15 protein-coding genes are annotated in these 15,245 nt (G+C 63.1%); 11 read left to right on the top strand and 4 right to left on the bottom strand.

Going from position 1 to position 15,245, the window contains the following annotated elements; translation table 11 throughout:
- Window positions 1-170: 170 nt before the first annotated feature.
- From X751_RS152900 to X751_RS152875, 6 genes are all read left to right on the top strand, one after another.
- Entirely contained in the window at window positions 171-1,499 is a 1,329-nt protein-coding gene (locus tag X751_RS152900) for an aspartate aminotransferase family protein (protein ID WP_023705584.1), read from the top strand.
- 139 nt (window positions 1,500-1,638) lie between these two features.
- On the top strand, window positions 1,639-2,058 hold the full coding sequence (locus tag X751_RS152895; RefSeq protein WP_245261377.1) for a DUF559 domain-containing protein: 420 nt from the start codon (window positions 1,639-1,641) through the stop codon (window positions 2,056-2,058).
- A 3-nt stretch (window positions 2,059-2,061) separates the two neighbouring features.
- Window positions 2,062-3,312 carry a Zn-dependent hydrolase gene (locus tag X751_RS152890; RefSeq protein ID WP_023744579.1) on the top strand — a complete coding sequence of 417 codons (1,251 nt, stop codon included), beginning with the start codon at window positions 2,062-2,064 and terminating at the stop codon, window positions 3,310-3,312.
- A 62-nt stretch (window positions 3,313-3,374) separates the two neighbouring features.
- A complete protein-coding gene (hydA, locus tag X751_RS152885) occupies window positions 3,375-4,826 on the top strand; it encodes a dihydropyrimidinase (RefSeq protein WP_023699634.1) in 1,452 nt (483 codons plus the stop codon).
- A gap of 80 nt (window positions 4,827-4,906) precedes the next feature.
- Window positions 4,907-5,200 carry a hypothetical protein gene (locus X751_RS152880; protein WP_245260000.1) on the top strand — a complete coding sequence of 98 codons (294 nt, stop codon included), beginning with the start codon at window positions 4,907-4,909 and terminating at the stop codon, window positions 5,198-5,200.
- Window positions 5,201-5,216: 16 nt separating this feature from the next.
- Window positions 5,217-5,600, top strand: coding sequence for a hypothetical protein (locus X751_RS152875; protein WP_031197044.1), 384 nt, complete (start codon window positions 5,217-5,219; stop codon window positions 5,598-5,600).
- A gap of 17 nt (window positions 5,601-5,617) precedes the next feature.
- Here the strand turns inward: X751_RS152875 and X751_RS152870 are convergent, their stop codons facing one another.
- Window positions 5,618-6,028 (bottom strand): cupin domain-containing protein, encoded by a 411-nt coding sequence (locus X751_RS152870; RefSeq protein ID WP_023682183.1) that lies wholly within the window; start codon window positions 6,026-6,028, stop codon window positions 5,618-5,620.
- A gap of 104 nt (window positions 6,029-6,132) precedes the next feature.
- Here X751_RS152870 and X751_RS152865 point away from each other — a divergent pair, with 104 nt between their 5' ends.
- The 4 genes from X751_RS152865 to X751_RS152850 all read left to right on the top strand — a co-directional run bounded on the left by X751_RS152865 (window position 6,133) and on the right by X751_RS152850 (window position 10,294).
- Window positions 6,133-6,924, top strand: coding sequence for an ABC transporter ATP-binding protein (locus X751_RS152865; RefSeq protein WP_023682182.1), 792 nt, complete (start codon window positions 6,133-6,135; stop codon window positions 6,922-6,924).
- Window positions 6,925-7,254: 330 nt separating this feature from the next.
- The gene (locus X751_RS152860) at window positions 7,255-8,133 is read left to right on the top strand and encodes an ABC transporter permease (RefSeq protein WP_023690837.1); all 879 of its coding nucleotides are present in this window, start codon (window positions 7,255-7,257) and stop codon (window positions 8,131-8,133) included.
- A complete protein-coding gene (locus tag X751_RS152855) occupies window positions 8,130-9,284 on the top strand; it encodes an ABC transporter permease (RefSeq protein WP_023744580.1) in 1,155 nt (384 codons plus the stop codon). The genes X751_RS152860 and X751_RS152855 overlap by 4 nt, the downstream gene beginning before the upstream one ends.
- Before the next feature lie 38 nt (window positions 9,285-9,322).
- Window positions 9,323-10,294 carry an ABC transporter substrate-binding protein gene (locus X751_RS152850; protein WP_023682178.1) on the top strand — a complete coding sequence of 324 codons (972 nt, stop codon included), beginning with the start codon at window positions 9,323-9,325 and terminating at the stop codon, window positions 10,292-10,294.
- Between the two features lie 48 nt (window positions 10,295-10,342).
- Here the strand turns inward: X751_RS152850 and X751_RS152845 are convergent, their stop codons facing one another.
- Complete coding sequence (locus X751_RS152845; RefSeq protein WP_023682177.1) at window positions 10,343-10,801, bottom strand: Lrp/AsnC family transcriptional regulator; 459 nt, start codon at window positions 10,799-10,801, stop codon at window positions 10,343-10,345.
- 123 nt (window positions 10,802-10,924) lie between these two features.
- Here X751_RS152845 and X751_RS152840 point away from each other — a divergent pair, with 123 nt between their 5' ends.
- Window positions 10,925-12,208: a cystathionine gamma-synthase family protein gene (locus tag X751_RS152840; protein ID WP_023688001.1), complete on the top strand. Its 1,284-nt coding sequence runs from the start codon at window positions 10,925-10,927 to the stop codon at window positions 12,206-12,208.
- Between the two features lie 133 nt (window positions 12,209-12,341).
- On the opposite strand, the gene X751_RS152835 is transcribed toward X751_RS152840, so the two are convergent.
- Together X751_RS152835 and X751_RS152830 are read right to left on the bottom strand one after the other, a co-directional pair.
- Window positions 12,342-13,991 carry a thiamine pyrophosphate-binding protein gene (locus tag X751_RS152835; RefSeq protein WP_023735984.1) on the bottom strand — a complete coding sequence of 550 codons (1,650 nt, stop codon included), beginning with the start codon at window positions 13,989-13,991 and terminating at the stop codon, window positions 12,342-12,344.
- Entirely contained in the window at window positions 13,988-15,163 is a 1,176-nt protein-coding gene (locus X751_RS152830; RefSeq protein WP_023668227.1) for a CaiB/BaiF CoA-transferase family protein, read from the bottom strand. The genes X751_RS152835 and X751_RS152830 overlap by 4 nt, the downstream gene beginning before the upstream one ends.
- Window positions 15,164-15,245 lie beyond the last annotated feature (82 nt).

The following is a 15,245-nucleotide window of genomic DNA, read 5'->3' on the forward strand; positions in this document are numbered from 1 at the left end:
ACTTCGCAGGCCGCATTTCCGCTAGTAATCCCTTGACCGCCGACAGGGCGGTGCTAACGTTTGTCCAATCGGTCAAAAATTTGCGTAGCATGAAAACGCAGCAAAGACCAAGCTTTGGAAAGACCAAGCGTTAGCCGCACCGAAACAGGTTACAAGGGGAAGTCTTGGTCATGTCCAACCGGCTGAAAGTCACGCCGAACGATCTCAGCGCATTCTGGATGCCGTTCACGGCAAACCGGCAGTTCAAACAGGCGCCGCGCATGTTCGTTTCCGCCAAGGACATGCACTACACCACCAGCGACGGCCGCAAGGTGCTCGATGGCACCGCCGGCCTCTGGTGCGTCAATGCCGGCCATTGCCGTCCCAAGATCACCGAGGCGATCCAGCACCAGGCGGCCGAACTCGACTATGCGCCGGCCTTCCAGATGGGCCACCCGATCGTGTTCGAACTGGCAAACCGCCTGGTCGATCTCGCGCCCAAGGGCATGGACCATGTCTTCTTCACCAATTCCGGTTCGGAATCGGTCGAAACGGCGCTGAAGATGGCGATCGCCTATCACCGTGTGAAGGGCGAGGGCGCGCGCACCCGCCTGATCGGCCGCGAACGCGGCTATCACGGCGTCAATTTCGGCGGCATCTCGGTCGGCGGCATCGTCACCAACCGCAAGATGTTCGGCACGCTGCTCGGCGGCGTCGACCACATGCCGCACACGCATCTGCCGGAAAAGAACGCCTTCTCCAAGGGCGTGCCGGAATATGGCGCGGAACTCGCCAACGAGCTGGAGCGCATCGTTGCCCTGCATGACGCCTCGACCATCGCCGCTGTCATCGTCGAACCGGTCGCCGGCTCCACCGGCGTCATCCTGCCGCCGAAGGGCTATCTGCAGAAACTGCGCGAGATCTGCACCAAGCACGGCATTTTGCTGATCTTCGACGAGGTCATCACCGGTTTCGGCCGTCTCGGCGCGCCGTTCGCAGCGGATTATTTCGGCGTCACGCCCGACATCATGACCACCGCCAAGGGCGTCTCCAACGGCGTCATCCCGATGGGCGCGGTGTTCGTGAAGAAGGAAATCCACGACGCCTTCATGACCGGCCCCGAGCACATGATCGAGTTCTTCCACGGCTACACCTATTCGGGCAATCCGATTGCGTGCGCCGCGGCACTCGGCACGCTCGACACCTACAAGGAAGAGGGCCTGCTGACCCGCGGCGAGGAACTGGCGCCCTACTGGGAAGATGCGCTGCATTCGCTGAAGGACGAGCCGCATGTCATCGACATCAGGAATATCGGCCTGATCGGCGCGATCGAACTGGCGCCGATCGCCGGCAGCCCGACCAAGCGGGCCTTCTCGGCCTTCGTCAAGGCGTTCGAGCGCGGCGCGCTGATCCGCACCACCGGCGACATCATCGCGCTGTCGCCGCCACTGATCATCACCAAGGGCCAGATCAACGAATTGATCGACCATGTCAGAGAAGTGCTGAGGGCGATCGATTGACAAACCGGGCGCGGATAGCCCTCCCCCTCGAGGGGAGGGTGGCCGCGAAGCGGTCGGGTGGGGTCGGTGCGACCGGACGCCGACCTGCTCTTTTGTTCCGAGGCCGCTCCTGATGCCCCGTACCCGCGTGAGCTTCGAAATGCGCCAAAAGGCGCGAGCGCTTCGAATTCACGCGACCAAGGGAGAATCGCTGCTGTGGTATGAACTGCGGGACCTGAAATCAGCCGGCATCAAGTTTCGCCGTCAGTGCCCGATTGGCCCGTACATCGTGGATTTTGCCTGCTTGGCGGTGAAGCTGATCGTTGAGGTCGATGGCGACATGCACGAACACGACAGGGGTAGTCGGCACGATGCCGTTCGCGATGCTTATCTGCGATCGCTCGGATTTGAAGTCTTCCGTGTTGACGAGCCCGATGTCATAAACAGCGCTTGGCACGTCGCGCAGGTGGTCAAAGAGAAGGTCGCGCGCGTCGCGGGCGACCCCACCCGACCGCTTCGCGGCCACCCTCCCCTCGAGGGGGAGGGGGACGCCGCCGCCCCGCAACCGATGAGGTTTTAGAGCATGGCCGCCCCAGGCGAGAATCTGCGAATCAATTCAGACCGTTTGTGGGATTCCATCATGCAGATGGCGAAGATCGGCCCCGGTATTGCCGGCGGCAACAATCGCCAGACCGTGACCGACGAGGACGGCGAGGGACGGCATCTGTTCAAGCGCTGGTGCGAGGCGGCCGGGCTCGAAATGGGGCTTGACGAAATGGGCACCATGTTTGCCCGCCGGGAAGGCGCTGATCCCAGCCTGCCGCCGGTTTATGTCGGCAGCCATCTCGACACGCAGCCGACCGGCGGCAAATATGACGGCGTGCTCGGCGTGCTCGGCGGGCTGGAGATTATTCGCTCGCTTAACGATCTCGGCATCCAGACCAGGCATCCGATCGTCGTTACCAACTGGACCAATGAGGAAGGCTCGCGCTTTGCCCCGGCTATGATGGCGTCCGGCGTGTTCGCCGGTGTGCTCGATCAGGCGGACGTGTATCAGCACACTGATAAACAGGGCAGGAAATTTGGCGAGGAGCTGGAGCGCATCGGCTGGAAAGGCACCGAGAAAGTCGGTGATCGCAAGATCCACGCCTTCTTCGAACTGCATATTGAGCAGGGGCCGATCCTCGAGGACGAAGGCATCGACATTGGCGTCGTCACCCACGGCCAGGGCCTGAAATGGCTGCAGGTAACGCTGACCGGCAAGGAGGCGCATACCGGCTCGACCCCGATGCCCAAGCGCCGTAATGCCGGGCTCGGCATGGCTCGGGTCATCGAACTGGTGCACGAGATCGCCATGGACTACCAGCCCGACGCCGTCGGCGCGGTCGGCCACATGGAGGTGTTTCCGAACTCGCGCAACATCATCGCCGGGCGCACCGTCTTCACCATCGACATCCGCTCGCCCGAGAAGGAAGTGCTGGACGCGATGGATGGGCGCATACGCGAAGGCATCGACACGATCTGTGAGGCGCTCGACATCCAGTACAAGGTCGAGCAGGTCGGCGCTTTCGATCCGGTCACCTTCGATGCCGGCTGCGTCAAGGCGATCCGCGACGCCGCCGATCGGCTCGGCTATTCCCACCGCAACATCGTCTCCGGCGCCGGCCACGACGCCTGCTGGATCAACCGCGTTGCGCCGACCGCCATGGTGATGTGCCCCTGCGTTGACGGGTTGTCACACAACGAGGCTGAGGAAATCACCAAGGAATGGGCCGGCGCCGGCGCCGACGTGCTGTTCCATGCGGTGGTAGAGACAGCGGGGATCGTGGCGTGAACTAAGATCTGTATTCAAAACGACGCTCACAAGAAGCGCGAAGAGAACAAGGGAACACGACAATGACCAAAGTCATCCGAAACGGCACCATCGTCACCGCCGACCGCACCTGGAAGGCCGATGTGCTGATGCAGCACGGCAAGATCGTCGCCATCGGCTCGAACCTGCATGGCGACCATGAGTTCGACGCCAGCGGCTGTTACGTCATGCCGGGCGGCATCGATCCGCACACCCATCTCGAAATGCCGTTCATGGGCACCTATTCGGCCGACGATTTCGAGTCCGGGACGCGTGCGGCCCTTTCCGGTGGCACCACGATGGTGGTCGATTTCTGCCTGCCGGCGCCGCAGCAGTCGCTGCTGGAAGCGTTGCAGATGTGGGACAACAAGACCTCGAAGGCTGCCTGCGACTACTCCTTCCACATGGCGATCACCTGGTGGGGCAAGCAGGTGTTCGACGAGATGGCCACCGTCGTCGACAGAGGCATTACCTCGTTCAAGCATTTCATGGCCTACAAGGGCGCGCTGATGGTGGACGACGACGAGATGTACGCGTCGTTCCAGCGCTGCGCCGATCTCGGCGCGCTGCCGCTTGTTCATGCCGAGAATGGCGACGTGGTTGCGGCGCTGTCGCAAAAGCTGCTCGCCGCCGGCAATAATGGCCCCGAGGGACACGCCTATTCGCGGCCGCCGGAAGTGGAGGGCGAGGCGACCAACCGCGCCATCATGATCGCCGACATGGCCGGCGTGCCGCTCTATGTCGTGCATGTGTCCTGCGAGCAGAGCCACGAAGCCATCCGCCGCGCCCGCCAGAAGGGCATTCGGGTTTTCGGCGAGCCGCTGATCCAGCATCTGACGCTGGATGAAAGCGAGTATTTCGACAAGGATTGGGACCATGCGGCGCGCCGCGTCATGAGTCCGCCCTTCCGCAACAAGCTGCACCAGGATTCGCTGTGGGCCGGCCTGCAGGCGGGATCGCTGCAGGTGGTGGCGACCGACCACTGCGCCTTCACCACCAAGCAGAAGCGCAACGGCGTCGGCGATTTCACCAAGATCCCGAACGGCACTGGCGGGCTTGAAGACCGCTTGCCCGTGCTGTGGACGACGGGCGTCAACACCGGGCGGCTGACGATGAACGAGTTCGTCGCGGTGACTTCGACCAACATCGCCAAGATCCTCAACATGTATCCTAGGAAGGGCGCCATCGTCGAAGGCGCGGACGCCGACATCGTGGTGTGGGACCCCAGCGCCAAGAAGACCATCACCTCGAAGAAGCAGCAATCGGTGATCGACTACAACGTCTTCGAAGGTTTTGAGGTGACCGGCCTGCCGCGCTTCGTCTTTTCGCGCGGCGAATTGTCGGTCGAGGAAGCGGAGGTCAAGGCCAAGCCCGGCCATGGCGAATTCGTCGCCCGCGAGCCGAACGCGGCGGTCAACCGGGCTCTATCGACCTGGAAGGACATCACCGCGCCGCGCAAGGTCGAACGCACCGGCATTCCGGCGACAGGCGTTTGACGTTGCGGAGCCCGGGGGCGCTCATTTCACTGGTCGTGGCGATGGTGGTCGCTGGTCCGGCAACAGGGGCCGAGAGGCTGGTGGGCTTCTGGGGCAACGATGCCGGTTGTGTCTTTGCAAAGGCCGGCTTTCAGGGCCGCGACGATTATATCGTGCTGACCGCCGAGGGCATCGAGACCTATGGCAGCGGCTGCCGGTTCGCGCAGCAATTGACGTGGGCGCCGGGCACGCAATCACTTGATGCGACCTGTTCCGCCGAAGGCGAGGCGGGGACGACGGCTGAAACCGTTGTGGTCACCAACAAGGGCGAGGGTGGGTTCTTCGTGACCATTCCCGGTCTTGAAGAAATGGGGCCGTTGCAACCGTGTTCGTGACGTTGGAGCTGGGGGAATGAGCGCGCGCGGTTTGGGGCCATCTGTTGCGATGGTAGTCGTTCTGGCTGCGGGTCAGGCCCTTGCGGCAGGCATCGACCTGACGAAACCCTATGGGGACAAATATGGCTGCATCAACCGCAACGGCCAGGAAGTCGCCGCCGATCGGATGCTGCTTTTGACCGACGAGGCATTGGTCACCGCCGCCAGCGCCTGCACCTTCACGGAGAAGCAAGCGCAGGCTGATGGTTCGCTGGTGGTGACGGCGACATGCGAGGCCGAAGGTGAAGACGGACAGGAGCCGACCAAATTCACCATCAAGCGCAGCGCCAAGAACGCCAAGAAGCTGACGGTCGCCGACGAGGACGGCAATGTCATGGGCGAAGTGGCGCGGTGCAAATGACGGCAGTCCCGTCAGCGTCAGGCCACCAGCGCATCCAGCTCCGGCAACAGGACGACGCTTTCCTGTTCATTGGGATCGGTGCGGGCGATGACGGCCGAGGACGGGGCGTTGCTCATATTGGCCGGCAGATGCGGTACGCCGGCCGGGATGTAGAAGAGGTCGCCGGCCTTGACGACGATGTGGTTCTCGAGCCTGTCGCCATACCATGTGTGGACCTCGCCCGAGAGCACATAGATCGCCGTCTCATGGCTTTCATGCAGATGCGCCTTGGCGCGGGCGCCGGGCGGCAGGGTGAGCAGATGCATGCAGATGCCGGACGAGCCGACCGTCTCGGCTGCAATGCCGGCAAAATAGGTCAATCCCTGCTTGCCTTCATAAGTGCTTTCAGGACGGATAAGGTGACAAGTGGGTTTGGGCGACATCGGCAAGGCTCCGGGCGTCGAGTGGGTGGGATTGGACGAGTGGAAAGCAACATCAACGCGAATGCAACGGCATTTCATCCTGGGCGGCTGCGAGAGGCAGGCAGCAAGCGATGACGGGACAATCGCCAGCCGTCGTCTCGGCAAGCAGACTTGGCCTTACCTTTCAGACCAATGACGGTCCGGTAGAGGCGCTCTCCAATGTCGACCTGACCATCGGCAAGGGCGAGTTCGTCTCCTTCATCGGCCCATCGGGCTGCGGCAAGACCACCTTGCTGCGCGTCATCGCCGATCTGGAAAAACCGACATCGGGCATGATCTCGGTCAACGGCATGACGCCGGAACAGGCGCGCGAGAAACGCGCTTATGGCTACGTCTTCCAGGCGGCAGCCCTTTTCCCGTGGCGCACGATCGAGCGTAACGTGGCGCTGCCGCTGGAGATCATCGGCCTTTCGAGAGCGGAGCAGGCCGAGCGCATCAAGCGCACGATGGAGCTCGTCAACCTCTCCGGCTTCGAGAAGAAATACCCTTGGCAGCTTTCCGGCGGCATGCAGCAGCGCGCTTCGATCGCCCGCGCGCTCGCCTTCGACGCCGACCTGTTGCTGATGGACGAGCCCTTCGGCGCGCTGGACGAGATCGTGCGCGACCATCTCAATGAACAGCTTCTGGAATTGTGGGCGCGCACCAACAAGACGATCTGCTTCGTCACCCATTCCATCCCCGAGGCGGTGTATCTGTCGACGCGCATCGTCGTCATGTCGCCGCGCCCAGGTCGGGTTACCGACATCATCGAATCGACGCTGCCAAAAGAGCGGCCACTGGATATCCGCGAGACGCCGGAATTTTTGGCGATCGCGGCCAGGGTACGCGATGGCTTGAGGGCAGGGCACAGCTATGATGATTGAGGGGGTAGCGAATGAGTGCGGACGTCGCCGCCACGCCTTCGTCATCCTAGGGCGAAGCAAGGAGCGAAGCGACGCGGGGCAGACCCTAGGATCCATACCGTTACCTATACGGTCCGCAACGGTGCAAAACGGTGCACACGCCGCTGCGCCCGCGAAGGCGAACATTCTCAACCGCTTATACCCCTCGGCCAACGTCACGGAATGGATCCTAGGGTCTGCACGACGCTTCGTGTCGCTCCGCCCTAGGATGACGAACGCGGAGGTGGTCGGCCTCCGCTTCGCTCCGGCCACCCTCTTCCCGGCGGGGAGAGGAGAAGGGGAGCGCGCCTGATGGACACCTTCCGCGAAAAATTCATCCCCGTGACCTCCATCCTCCTGGGCGTGGTGGTGCTCTGGTATGTCTTCGCCGTCATCCTAAACGCGCCCTTCCAGCGCGACCTCGACCGGCGCGCCGGGGAAACCCACGACACCGTCGAATTCATCGGCAAGACGCTGTCGCAGCCCAAGCCGACGCTGCCGGCGCCGCATCAGGTGGCGGTGAACTTCTTCGAGAACACCTTCCTGCGGCCCATCACATCGAGCCGAAGCCTCGTCTACAATGCCTGGGTGACCCTGTCGTCGACGTTGCTCGGCTTTGCCTTCGGCACGGCGCTCGGCATCGTCATCGCGGTTGGCATCGTGCATGTGGCGACGCTCGACCGCAGCCTGATGCCGTGGATCATCGCCTCCCAGACGATTCCCATTCTGGCGGTGGCGCCGATGATCATCGTCGTGCTGGGGGCGATCGGCATCAGCGGTCTGATCCCAAAGGCGATGATCTCGACCTACCTGTCGTTCTTCCCGGTGACGGTTGGCATGGTGAAGGGCCTGCGCTCGCCCGAACTCATGCATCTCGACCTGATGCACACCTACAATGCCAGTGTCTCGCAGACCTTCTGGAAGCTGCGGGTGCCGGCCTCGGTGCCGTTCCTGTTCACCTCGATGAAGGTGGCGGTGGCGGCGAGCCTGGTCGGCGCCATTGTCGGCGAACTGCCGACCGGTGCTGTCGCCGGCATCGGCGCCAAGCTTTTGGCAGGCGCCTATTACAGCCAGTCCATCGACATCTGGTCCGCCCTTGTGGCGGGCTCGGTGGTGGCGGCCCTTCTGGTCATGGTGGTCGGCATAGCCGGGCGCCTCGTTGACCGCGCGATGGGCGGGAGGCCGGCATGAACTGGCTGAAGCCCTCCTGGCAAGCCGTGCTGGCCATTGCGCTGTGCCTCGTCGCCGTCGCGCTCGGTGCGATGTCGAAGCCGGAAGCGGCCGCCCTTGCAGACCCGACAGCAAGCTTCGACTACCCCTATTTCGGGATAAAGACCCCGATGATCGGCCTGGCCGTGCTGGCAGGGCTGATCTCGATGATCAGAATTTCGCCGCTGGCCGAGGCTGCGGTGCTGTTCATCGGCGCTCATCTCGTCGCCTGGATGCTGATCTCGGGCATTACAGGTTTCGAAGGCACGGCATTGGCGCCTTATTTCCTGCTGCTCGCCGCTGCCTGGCTGCTGGCCTGGCGCTGTGTGGCGGTGCTGTCGGGGCTTCGCCCGATGGCAAAAGGGGCGCGGATGGCGCTGCGCCTCATCATCCCGGCGATCTTCGGCGCCTGGATCCTGATCATATGGGAAGCGGTGACGCGTGGCGCCGGCATTCCCTTCATCCTTTTGCCGCCGCCGAGCGCCATCGGTGTGCGCATCGCCAGTTCCCTGCCGGTGCTCGGCGCCGATATCAGGCAGACCATCTTCAAGGCGGTGATCTTCGGTTATGTCATCGGCAGCGGCGCCGGCTTCCTGGTGGCGATTGCGGCCGACCGCGTGCCGTTCCTGCGCCGCGGTCTGCTGCCGATCGGCAATATGGTCTCGGCGCTGCCGATCATCGGTGTGGCGCCGATCATGGTGATGTGGTTCGGCTTCGACTGGCCGTCCAAGGCCGCGGTCGTCATCATCATGACCTTCTTCCCGATGCTGGTGAACACGGTTGCCGGTCTTGCCGCCTCCGGCCATATGGAGCGCGACCTGATGCGCACCTATGCGTCGGGCTACTGGCCAACACTCTTGAAGCTCCGGCTGCCGGCGGCAGCGCCCTTCATCTTCAACGCGCTGAAGATCAACTCGACGCTGGCGCTGATCGGCGCCATCGTCGCCGAGTTCTTCGGCACGCCTGTGGTCGGCATGGGCTTTCGCATCTCGACCGAGGTCGGGCGGATGAACATCGATATGGTCTGGGCCGAAATCGCAGTTGCAGCACTGGCGGGTTCGGTCTTTTATGGCGTGGTCGCTCTCGTCGACAGAGCCGTCACGTTTTGGCATCCCTCTGTCCGTGGTGGATAGGGCGGTGGGTTCGGGTGTTAACTTCAGAGGGTAAAAACATGAAAAGACTGATCATTCCGATGCTGGCCGGCGCGATGTCGCTGGCCGCGTTCCAGGCAATGGCCGCCGACAAGGTGACCTTGCAGCTGAAATGGGTCACGCAGGCGCAGTTTGCCGGCTACTATGTCGCCAAGGCCAAGGGTTTTTATGAAGCAGAAGGCCTCGACGTCGACATCAAGCCGGGCGGTCCCGATATCGCACCCGAGCAGGTGATCGCCGGCGGTGGCGCCGACGTCATCGTCGACTGGATGGGCGGGGCGCTCGCCGCGCGCGAAAAGGGCGTGCCGCTGGTCAACATCGCCCAGCCGTTCAAGAAGGCCGGCATGGAGCTGGTCTGCCCGAAGGATGGCCCGATCAAGACCGAAGCCGATTTCAAGGGTCACACGCTCGGCGTCTGGTTCTTCGGCAACGAATATCCTTTCTACGCCTGGATGAACAAGCTCGGCCTGAAGACCGAAGGCGGCCCGGATGGCGTCACGGTTTTGAAGCAGAGCTTCGACGTGCAGCCGCTGATCCAGAAGCAGGCGGATTGCATTTCGGTCATGACCTACAACGAGTACTGGCAGCTGATCGATGCCGGCTACAAGCCGGACCAGCTCACCGTGTTCAACTACTCGGCGATGGGCAACGACCTGCTTGAGGACGGGCTCTATGCCTCGGAAGACAAGCTCAAGGATCCGGCTTTCGAAGACAAGATGGTGCGTTTCGTGCGCGCCTCGATGAAGGGCTGGAAATATGCCATCGACAACAATGACGAGGCCGCGGGCATTGTCATGGACGGCGGTGGCCAGGACGAAAACCACCAGAAGCGGATGATGAGCGAAGTCGCCAAGCTGATCGACAATGCCGACGGCAAGCTCGACCCGGCGACCTACGAGCGCACCGCCAAGGCGCTGCTCGACCAGAAGATCATCACCAAGGCGCCGACCGGCGCCTACACCACGGCCATCACCGACAAGGCGATCAAATAAGCCTGGCCAGGCAATTTCGACCTCGAGAGCGGCGCCTTTGACCAAATGTCAGAGGCGCCGTTCCTTTATGGTGTTCATGACGAAGCTGGTCTCGATCGAAGCGACGCATTTCAGCCGCGCGATCTTTTCCTTGATGAAGCGCTCGTACTGTTCGAGGCTGCCGGTCACCACCTTCAGCACATAGTCGCGCGACCCGGTGACGAGGTGGCATTCCAGCACCTCCTCCCACCCGCGGATGGCGTCCTCGAACATGACGATCTCGTCCTCGTTCTGGCGGCTGAGCCGAACGGTGGCGATGGCGACCATGTTCCAGCCGAAGGCGGCCGGGTCGACCAGCGTGGTATAGCCCCGGATAATGCCGGCCTCCTCCAGCCGGCGTACCCTCCTCAAACATGGCGACGGCGACAGGCCGATGCGCTCCGCAAGCTCATTGTTGGTGATGCGGGCGTCGGCCTGCAGCTCGCGCAGGATCTTGCGGTCGAAATCGTCGGCTATCTTCTGCTGCACTTTTGCTCTCGCTCGGCAATTTGTTGCCGGGATGCAGCCATGCGAGGCCGAAAATAGCAAGGACTGGTGGACCGGGATCGCATAAATTGCTGGACGAGACTCCTCTAGAACGCAGGAAAAGCCATGACCGCGCCGCGCCCGTCGAAAACCCACATCGGCAACCACAAGCTCCATCCGGAAACGTTGATGTTGAGCTATGGCTTCGATCCGCAACTGTCGGAAGGCGCCGTCAAGCCGCCGGTGTTCCTGACCTCGACCTTCGTGTTCAAATCGGCGGAGGAGGGGCGCGACTTCTTCGACTACACATCCGGCCGCAAGGAGCCGCCGAGCGGCACGGCGTCCGGCCTGGTCTATTCGCGCTTCAACCATCCCAACTCGGAGATCGTCGAGGACCGGCTGGCGGTCTATGAGGGAACGGACGCCTGCATCCTGTTCTCGTCGGGCATGTCGGCGATCGCCACGACGCTGCTCGCCTATGCCCGCCCGGGCGATGTCATCTTGCATTCGCAGCCGCTTTACGGCGGCACTGAGACGCTTTTGACGCGCACGCTGTCCGGCTTCGGCATCGGCGCTGTCGGCTTCGCCGACGGCGTCGACGAGAAGGCGGTGCGGGCCGCTGCTGATGCAGCGGTGGCGAAGGGGCGTGTCTCGGTCATTCTCATCGAAACGCCGTCAAATCCGACCAACAGCCTGGTCGACATCGCACTGATCCGGAAGTTTGCCGACGAGATCGGCGCAAGCCAAGGATCAACGCCGATCATCGTCTGCGACAACACGCTGCTCGGCCCGGTGTTCCAGCGGCCGATCGAACATGGCGCCGATGTCTCCGTCTATTCGCTGACCAAATATGTCGGCGGCCATTCCGACCTGATCGCCGGTGCGGCGATGGGCAGCAAGGCGGTGACCAAGCCGATCAAGGCGCTGCGCGGCGCCATCGGCACGCAACTCGACCCGCATTCCTGCTGGATGCTCGGCCGCTCGCTGGAGACGCTGTCCATCCGCATGGAGCGCGCCAACGACAATGCGCGGCTCGTGGCCGAATTCCTGCGCGATCACGCCAAGGTCGAGAAGGTGCATTACCTGCCGTTCCTGGGCGAGGATACGGCAGCGGGACGGGCCTACAAGGCGCAATGCAGCGGCGCCGGGTCGACATTTTCTTTCGATATCAAGGGCGGAGAGAAGGCGGCCTTCGCCTTTCTCAACGGGCTGCAAATATTCAAGCTGGCGGTGAGCCTTGGCGGCACGGAGTCACTCGCCAGCCACCCGGCGGCGATGACGCACTCCGGCATTCCCTTCGACGTGCGCCAGCGCATCGGCGTGCTGGAGACCACGGTCAGGCTGTCGATCGGCGTCGAGCATCCGGACGATCTTATCGCCGACCTGACGCAGGCGCTGGCAGCGGTCTGATAGCTCGCTTGTAGATATCAGGAAAGGGGCGATCGCCTTGGCAGCGTCGGCGGGACCACCCCCCTCTGGCCTGCCGGACAGTTCGGCAGGACAGAGGGGGGTGTGACGGAACTCGGCTTTAGCTGCTAACTTCTCAGCTCTTGTCGCGGATCTGCGTCATCGTCCGCGTCGGCGTGATCGCCTCGGGGTCGAGCCTGATTTCGACGATCGCCGGCTTGCCGCTGGCGCGGGCACGCTCGAAGGCAGGGGCAAAATCTGCCGTGTTCTCGACCGTCTCGCCGTGGCCGCCATAGGCGCGGGCAAGAGCGGCAAAGTCAGGGTTCTTCAGATCGGTGGCGACGACACGGCCGGGATAGTCGCGCTCCTGGTGCATGCGGATGGTGCCGTAGATGCCGTTGTTCACGACGATAACGATGATCGGCAGGTCGTATTGCACGGCGGTAGCGAATTCCTGTCCGTTCATCAGGAAGCAGCCGTCGCCGGCAAAGGCGATCACGGTGCGGTCGGGATGGAGCGCCTTGGCGGCAACCGCGGCCGGCGTGCCATAACCCATCGAACCGGAGGTCGGCGCGCCCTGCGTGGCGAAGCGGCGAAAGCGGTGGAAGCGGTGCAGCCAGGTGGCGTAATTGCCGGCGCCGTTGGTGAAAATGGCGTCGTCGGGCAGAACCTTTTCCAGGTAATTCATGATCGGTCCCATCTGGACCGTGCCGGGGCCGGTCTCAGGAGGCGTCGACCAGTCGAGGTAGGCAGCGTGTGCTTTCGCTGTCTCATCCGCCCAGGCTGGCGCGGAGGCTGGCTTGCGCTTGGCGAAGGCTTCGACGAAGGCTGACGGCGCAGCGTTGATCGCCAGGGTCGGCCGGTAGACACGGCCGAGTTCGCCGGCATCGGCATGGACATGGACCAGCGTCTGGTCGGGATAGGGGCTTTTCAGCAACGTGTAGTCGGAGGACGGCATCTCGCCCATGCGGCCGCCGATCAGCAGCACCAGGTCGGCCTGCTTGATGGCGGTGGCCAGCGTCGGGTTGATGCCGATGCCGACATCGCCGGCATAGTTCGGGTGCAGATGGTCGAACAGCATCTGGCGGCGGAAGGAGCAGCCGACCGGCAGCGACCAGGCCTCGGCAATGGTGCGCATACGTGCCACCGCTTCCTCGTCCCAGCGTGTGCCGCCGAGGATGACGAAGGGACGCTTGGCTTTGGCCAGAAGCTTTTCCAAAGCATCGAGTTCGGCTTCGCCGGGCCGGGTTTCGACCGGCGTGTGCGGCAAGGCCGCGGGCGCGTCGACAAGACTGGTCAGCATGTCCTCCGGCAGCGAGACGACGACGGGGCCGGGGCGGCCCGATGTCGCGACAGCAAAGGCGCGGGTGACGAGTTCGGGGATGCGCGCGGCATCGTCGATCTCCACCACCCATTTGGCGATGTCGCCGAAGAAGCGCTTGTAGTTGACCTCCTGGAAAGCCTCGCGCTCCTTGGCGTGGCTGGCGACCTGGCCGATGAACAGGATGACGGGTATCGAATCCTGCATGGCAATGTGAATGCCGGCCGACGCATTGGTGGCGCCGGGGCCGCGGGTGACGAAGCAGATGCCGGGCTGGCCGGTCAGCCGCCCCTGGCAGTCGGCCATCATGGCGGCGCCGCCTTCCTGTCGGCAGACAATGGTGCGGATGGGCGAGTCATGCAATGCGTCGAGCACCGCGAGATAGGATTCGCCGGGCACGCAGAAGATGCGGTCGGTGCCGTTCGCCTCGAGTGCGTCGACAATCAGTTGTCCACCGGTCTTCATCGTCCAGACTTCTCCAGTTCGGCAAGAATTTCTTCGGTATGTTCGCCAAGGCGTGGCGAAGGGCGTTCATAGACCAGCGGTGTGCCGGACATCACCATCGGCGCGCGCACCGAGGGCAGACGATTGCCATGGCCATCGTCGAGGTCGAGGCGCATGCCGCGTGCGATCGTCTGCGGGTCGGCAAACATCTGGCCGATATTGTTGATCGGGCTCGCCGGCACGCTTGCCGCTTCGAGCTTGGCCAGCAACGGGTCTCGGTCCCAGTTCTTCAGCGTCTCGATCATGTGCTCGCGCAATTTCACCCGGTTGGCGACGCGGGCCGGATTGGTGGCGAAATCGGGATTCGCTGAGAGATGGTCGAGTCCGACGGCGGCGCAGAATTTGGCGAACTGGCCGTCATTGCCGACCGCCAGGATGATATGGCCGTCCCTGACCGGGACAACCTCATAGGGCGCAATGTTCATATGCGCATTGCCCATCTGCACCGGCGCCTTGCCGGAGACGAGATAGTTGAGGTTCTGGTTGCCGAGTGCGGAAATCTGCGTGTCGAACAGCGCCATGTCGATATGCTGTCCCTGGCCGGTCTTTTCGGCATGGCGAAGCGCTGCCTGGATGGCGATCACCGAATAGAGGCCGGTGAAGATGTCCGATATGGCGACGCCGGCTTTTTGCGGCTCGCGCCCGACCTCGCCGGTGATCGACATCATGCCGGCCATGGCCTGGATGATGAAATCATAGCCGGCGCGGGGTGCGTAAGGCCCATCCTGGCCGAAGCCGGTGATCGAGCAGTAGACGAGCTTTGGATTGATCGCCTTCAGGCTCTCGTAATCGAGCCCGTATTTCTTGAGGCCGCCGAGCTTGAAGTTCTCGATCAGAATGTCGGCCGTGGCAACCAGCCGGCGCACCGTCTCGGCCCCTTCGGGCGTCGAGAAATCGACGGCGATGGAGCGCTTGCCGCGATTGCAGGAGTGGTAATAGGCGGCCGACAGGTTCTCGCCATCATGGCTCATGACGAAGGGAGGACCCCATTTGCGGGTATCGTCGCCGCCATCGGGGCTCTCGACCTTGATGACATCGGCGCCGAGATCGGCCAGCAATTGTCCTGCCCAGGGGCCGGCCAGGATGCGGGCGAGTTCGACGACGCGGACGCCTTTCAGCGGAGGTTCAGCCATAAATCACCAAAAACGGGTCGGAACCGCAGCCTCTATCAACCCGGGATGCCGCTGTCACGGGCCTTGCTGTGGGCCAGCGATG

Origin of the sequence: Mesorhizobium sp. LNJC394B00, assembly GCF_000502555.1 — a bacterium.
In the GTDB taxonomy this organism is placed as follows: domain Bacteria; phylum Pseudomonadota; class Alphaproteobacteria; order Rhizobiales; family Rhizobiaceae; genus Mesorhizobium.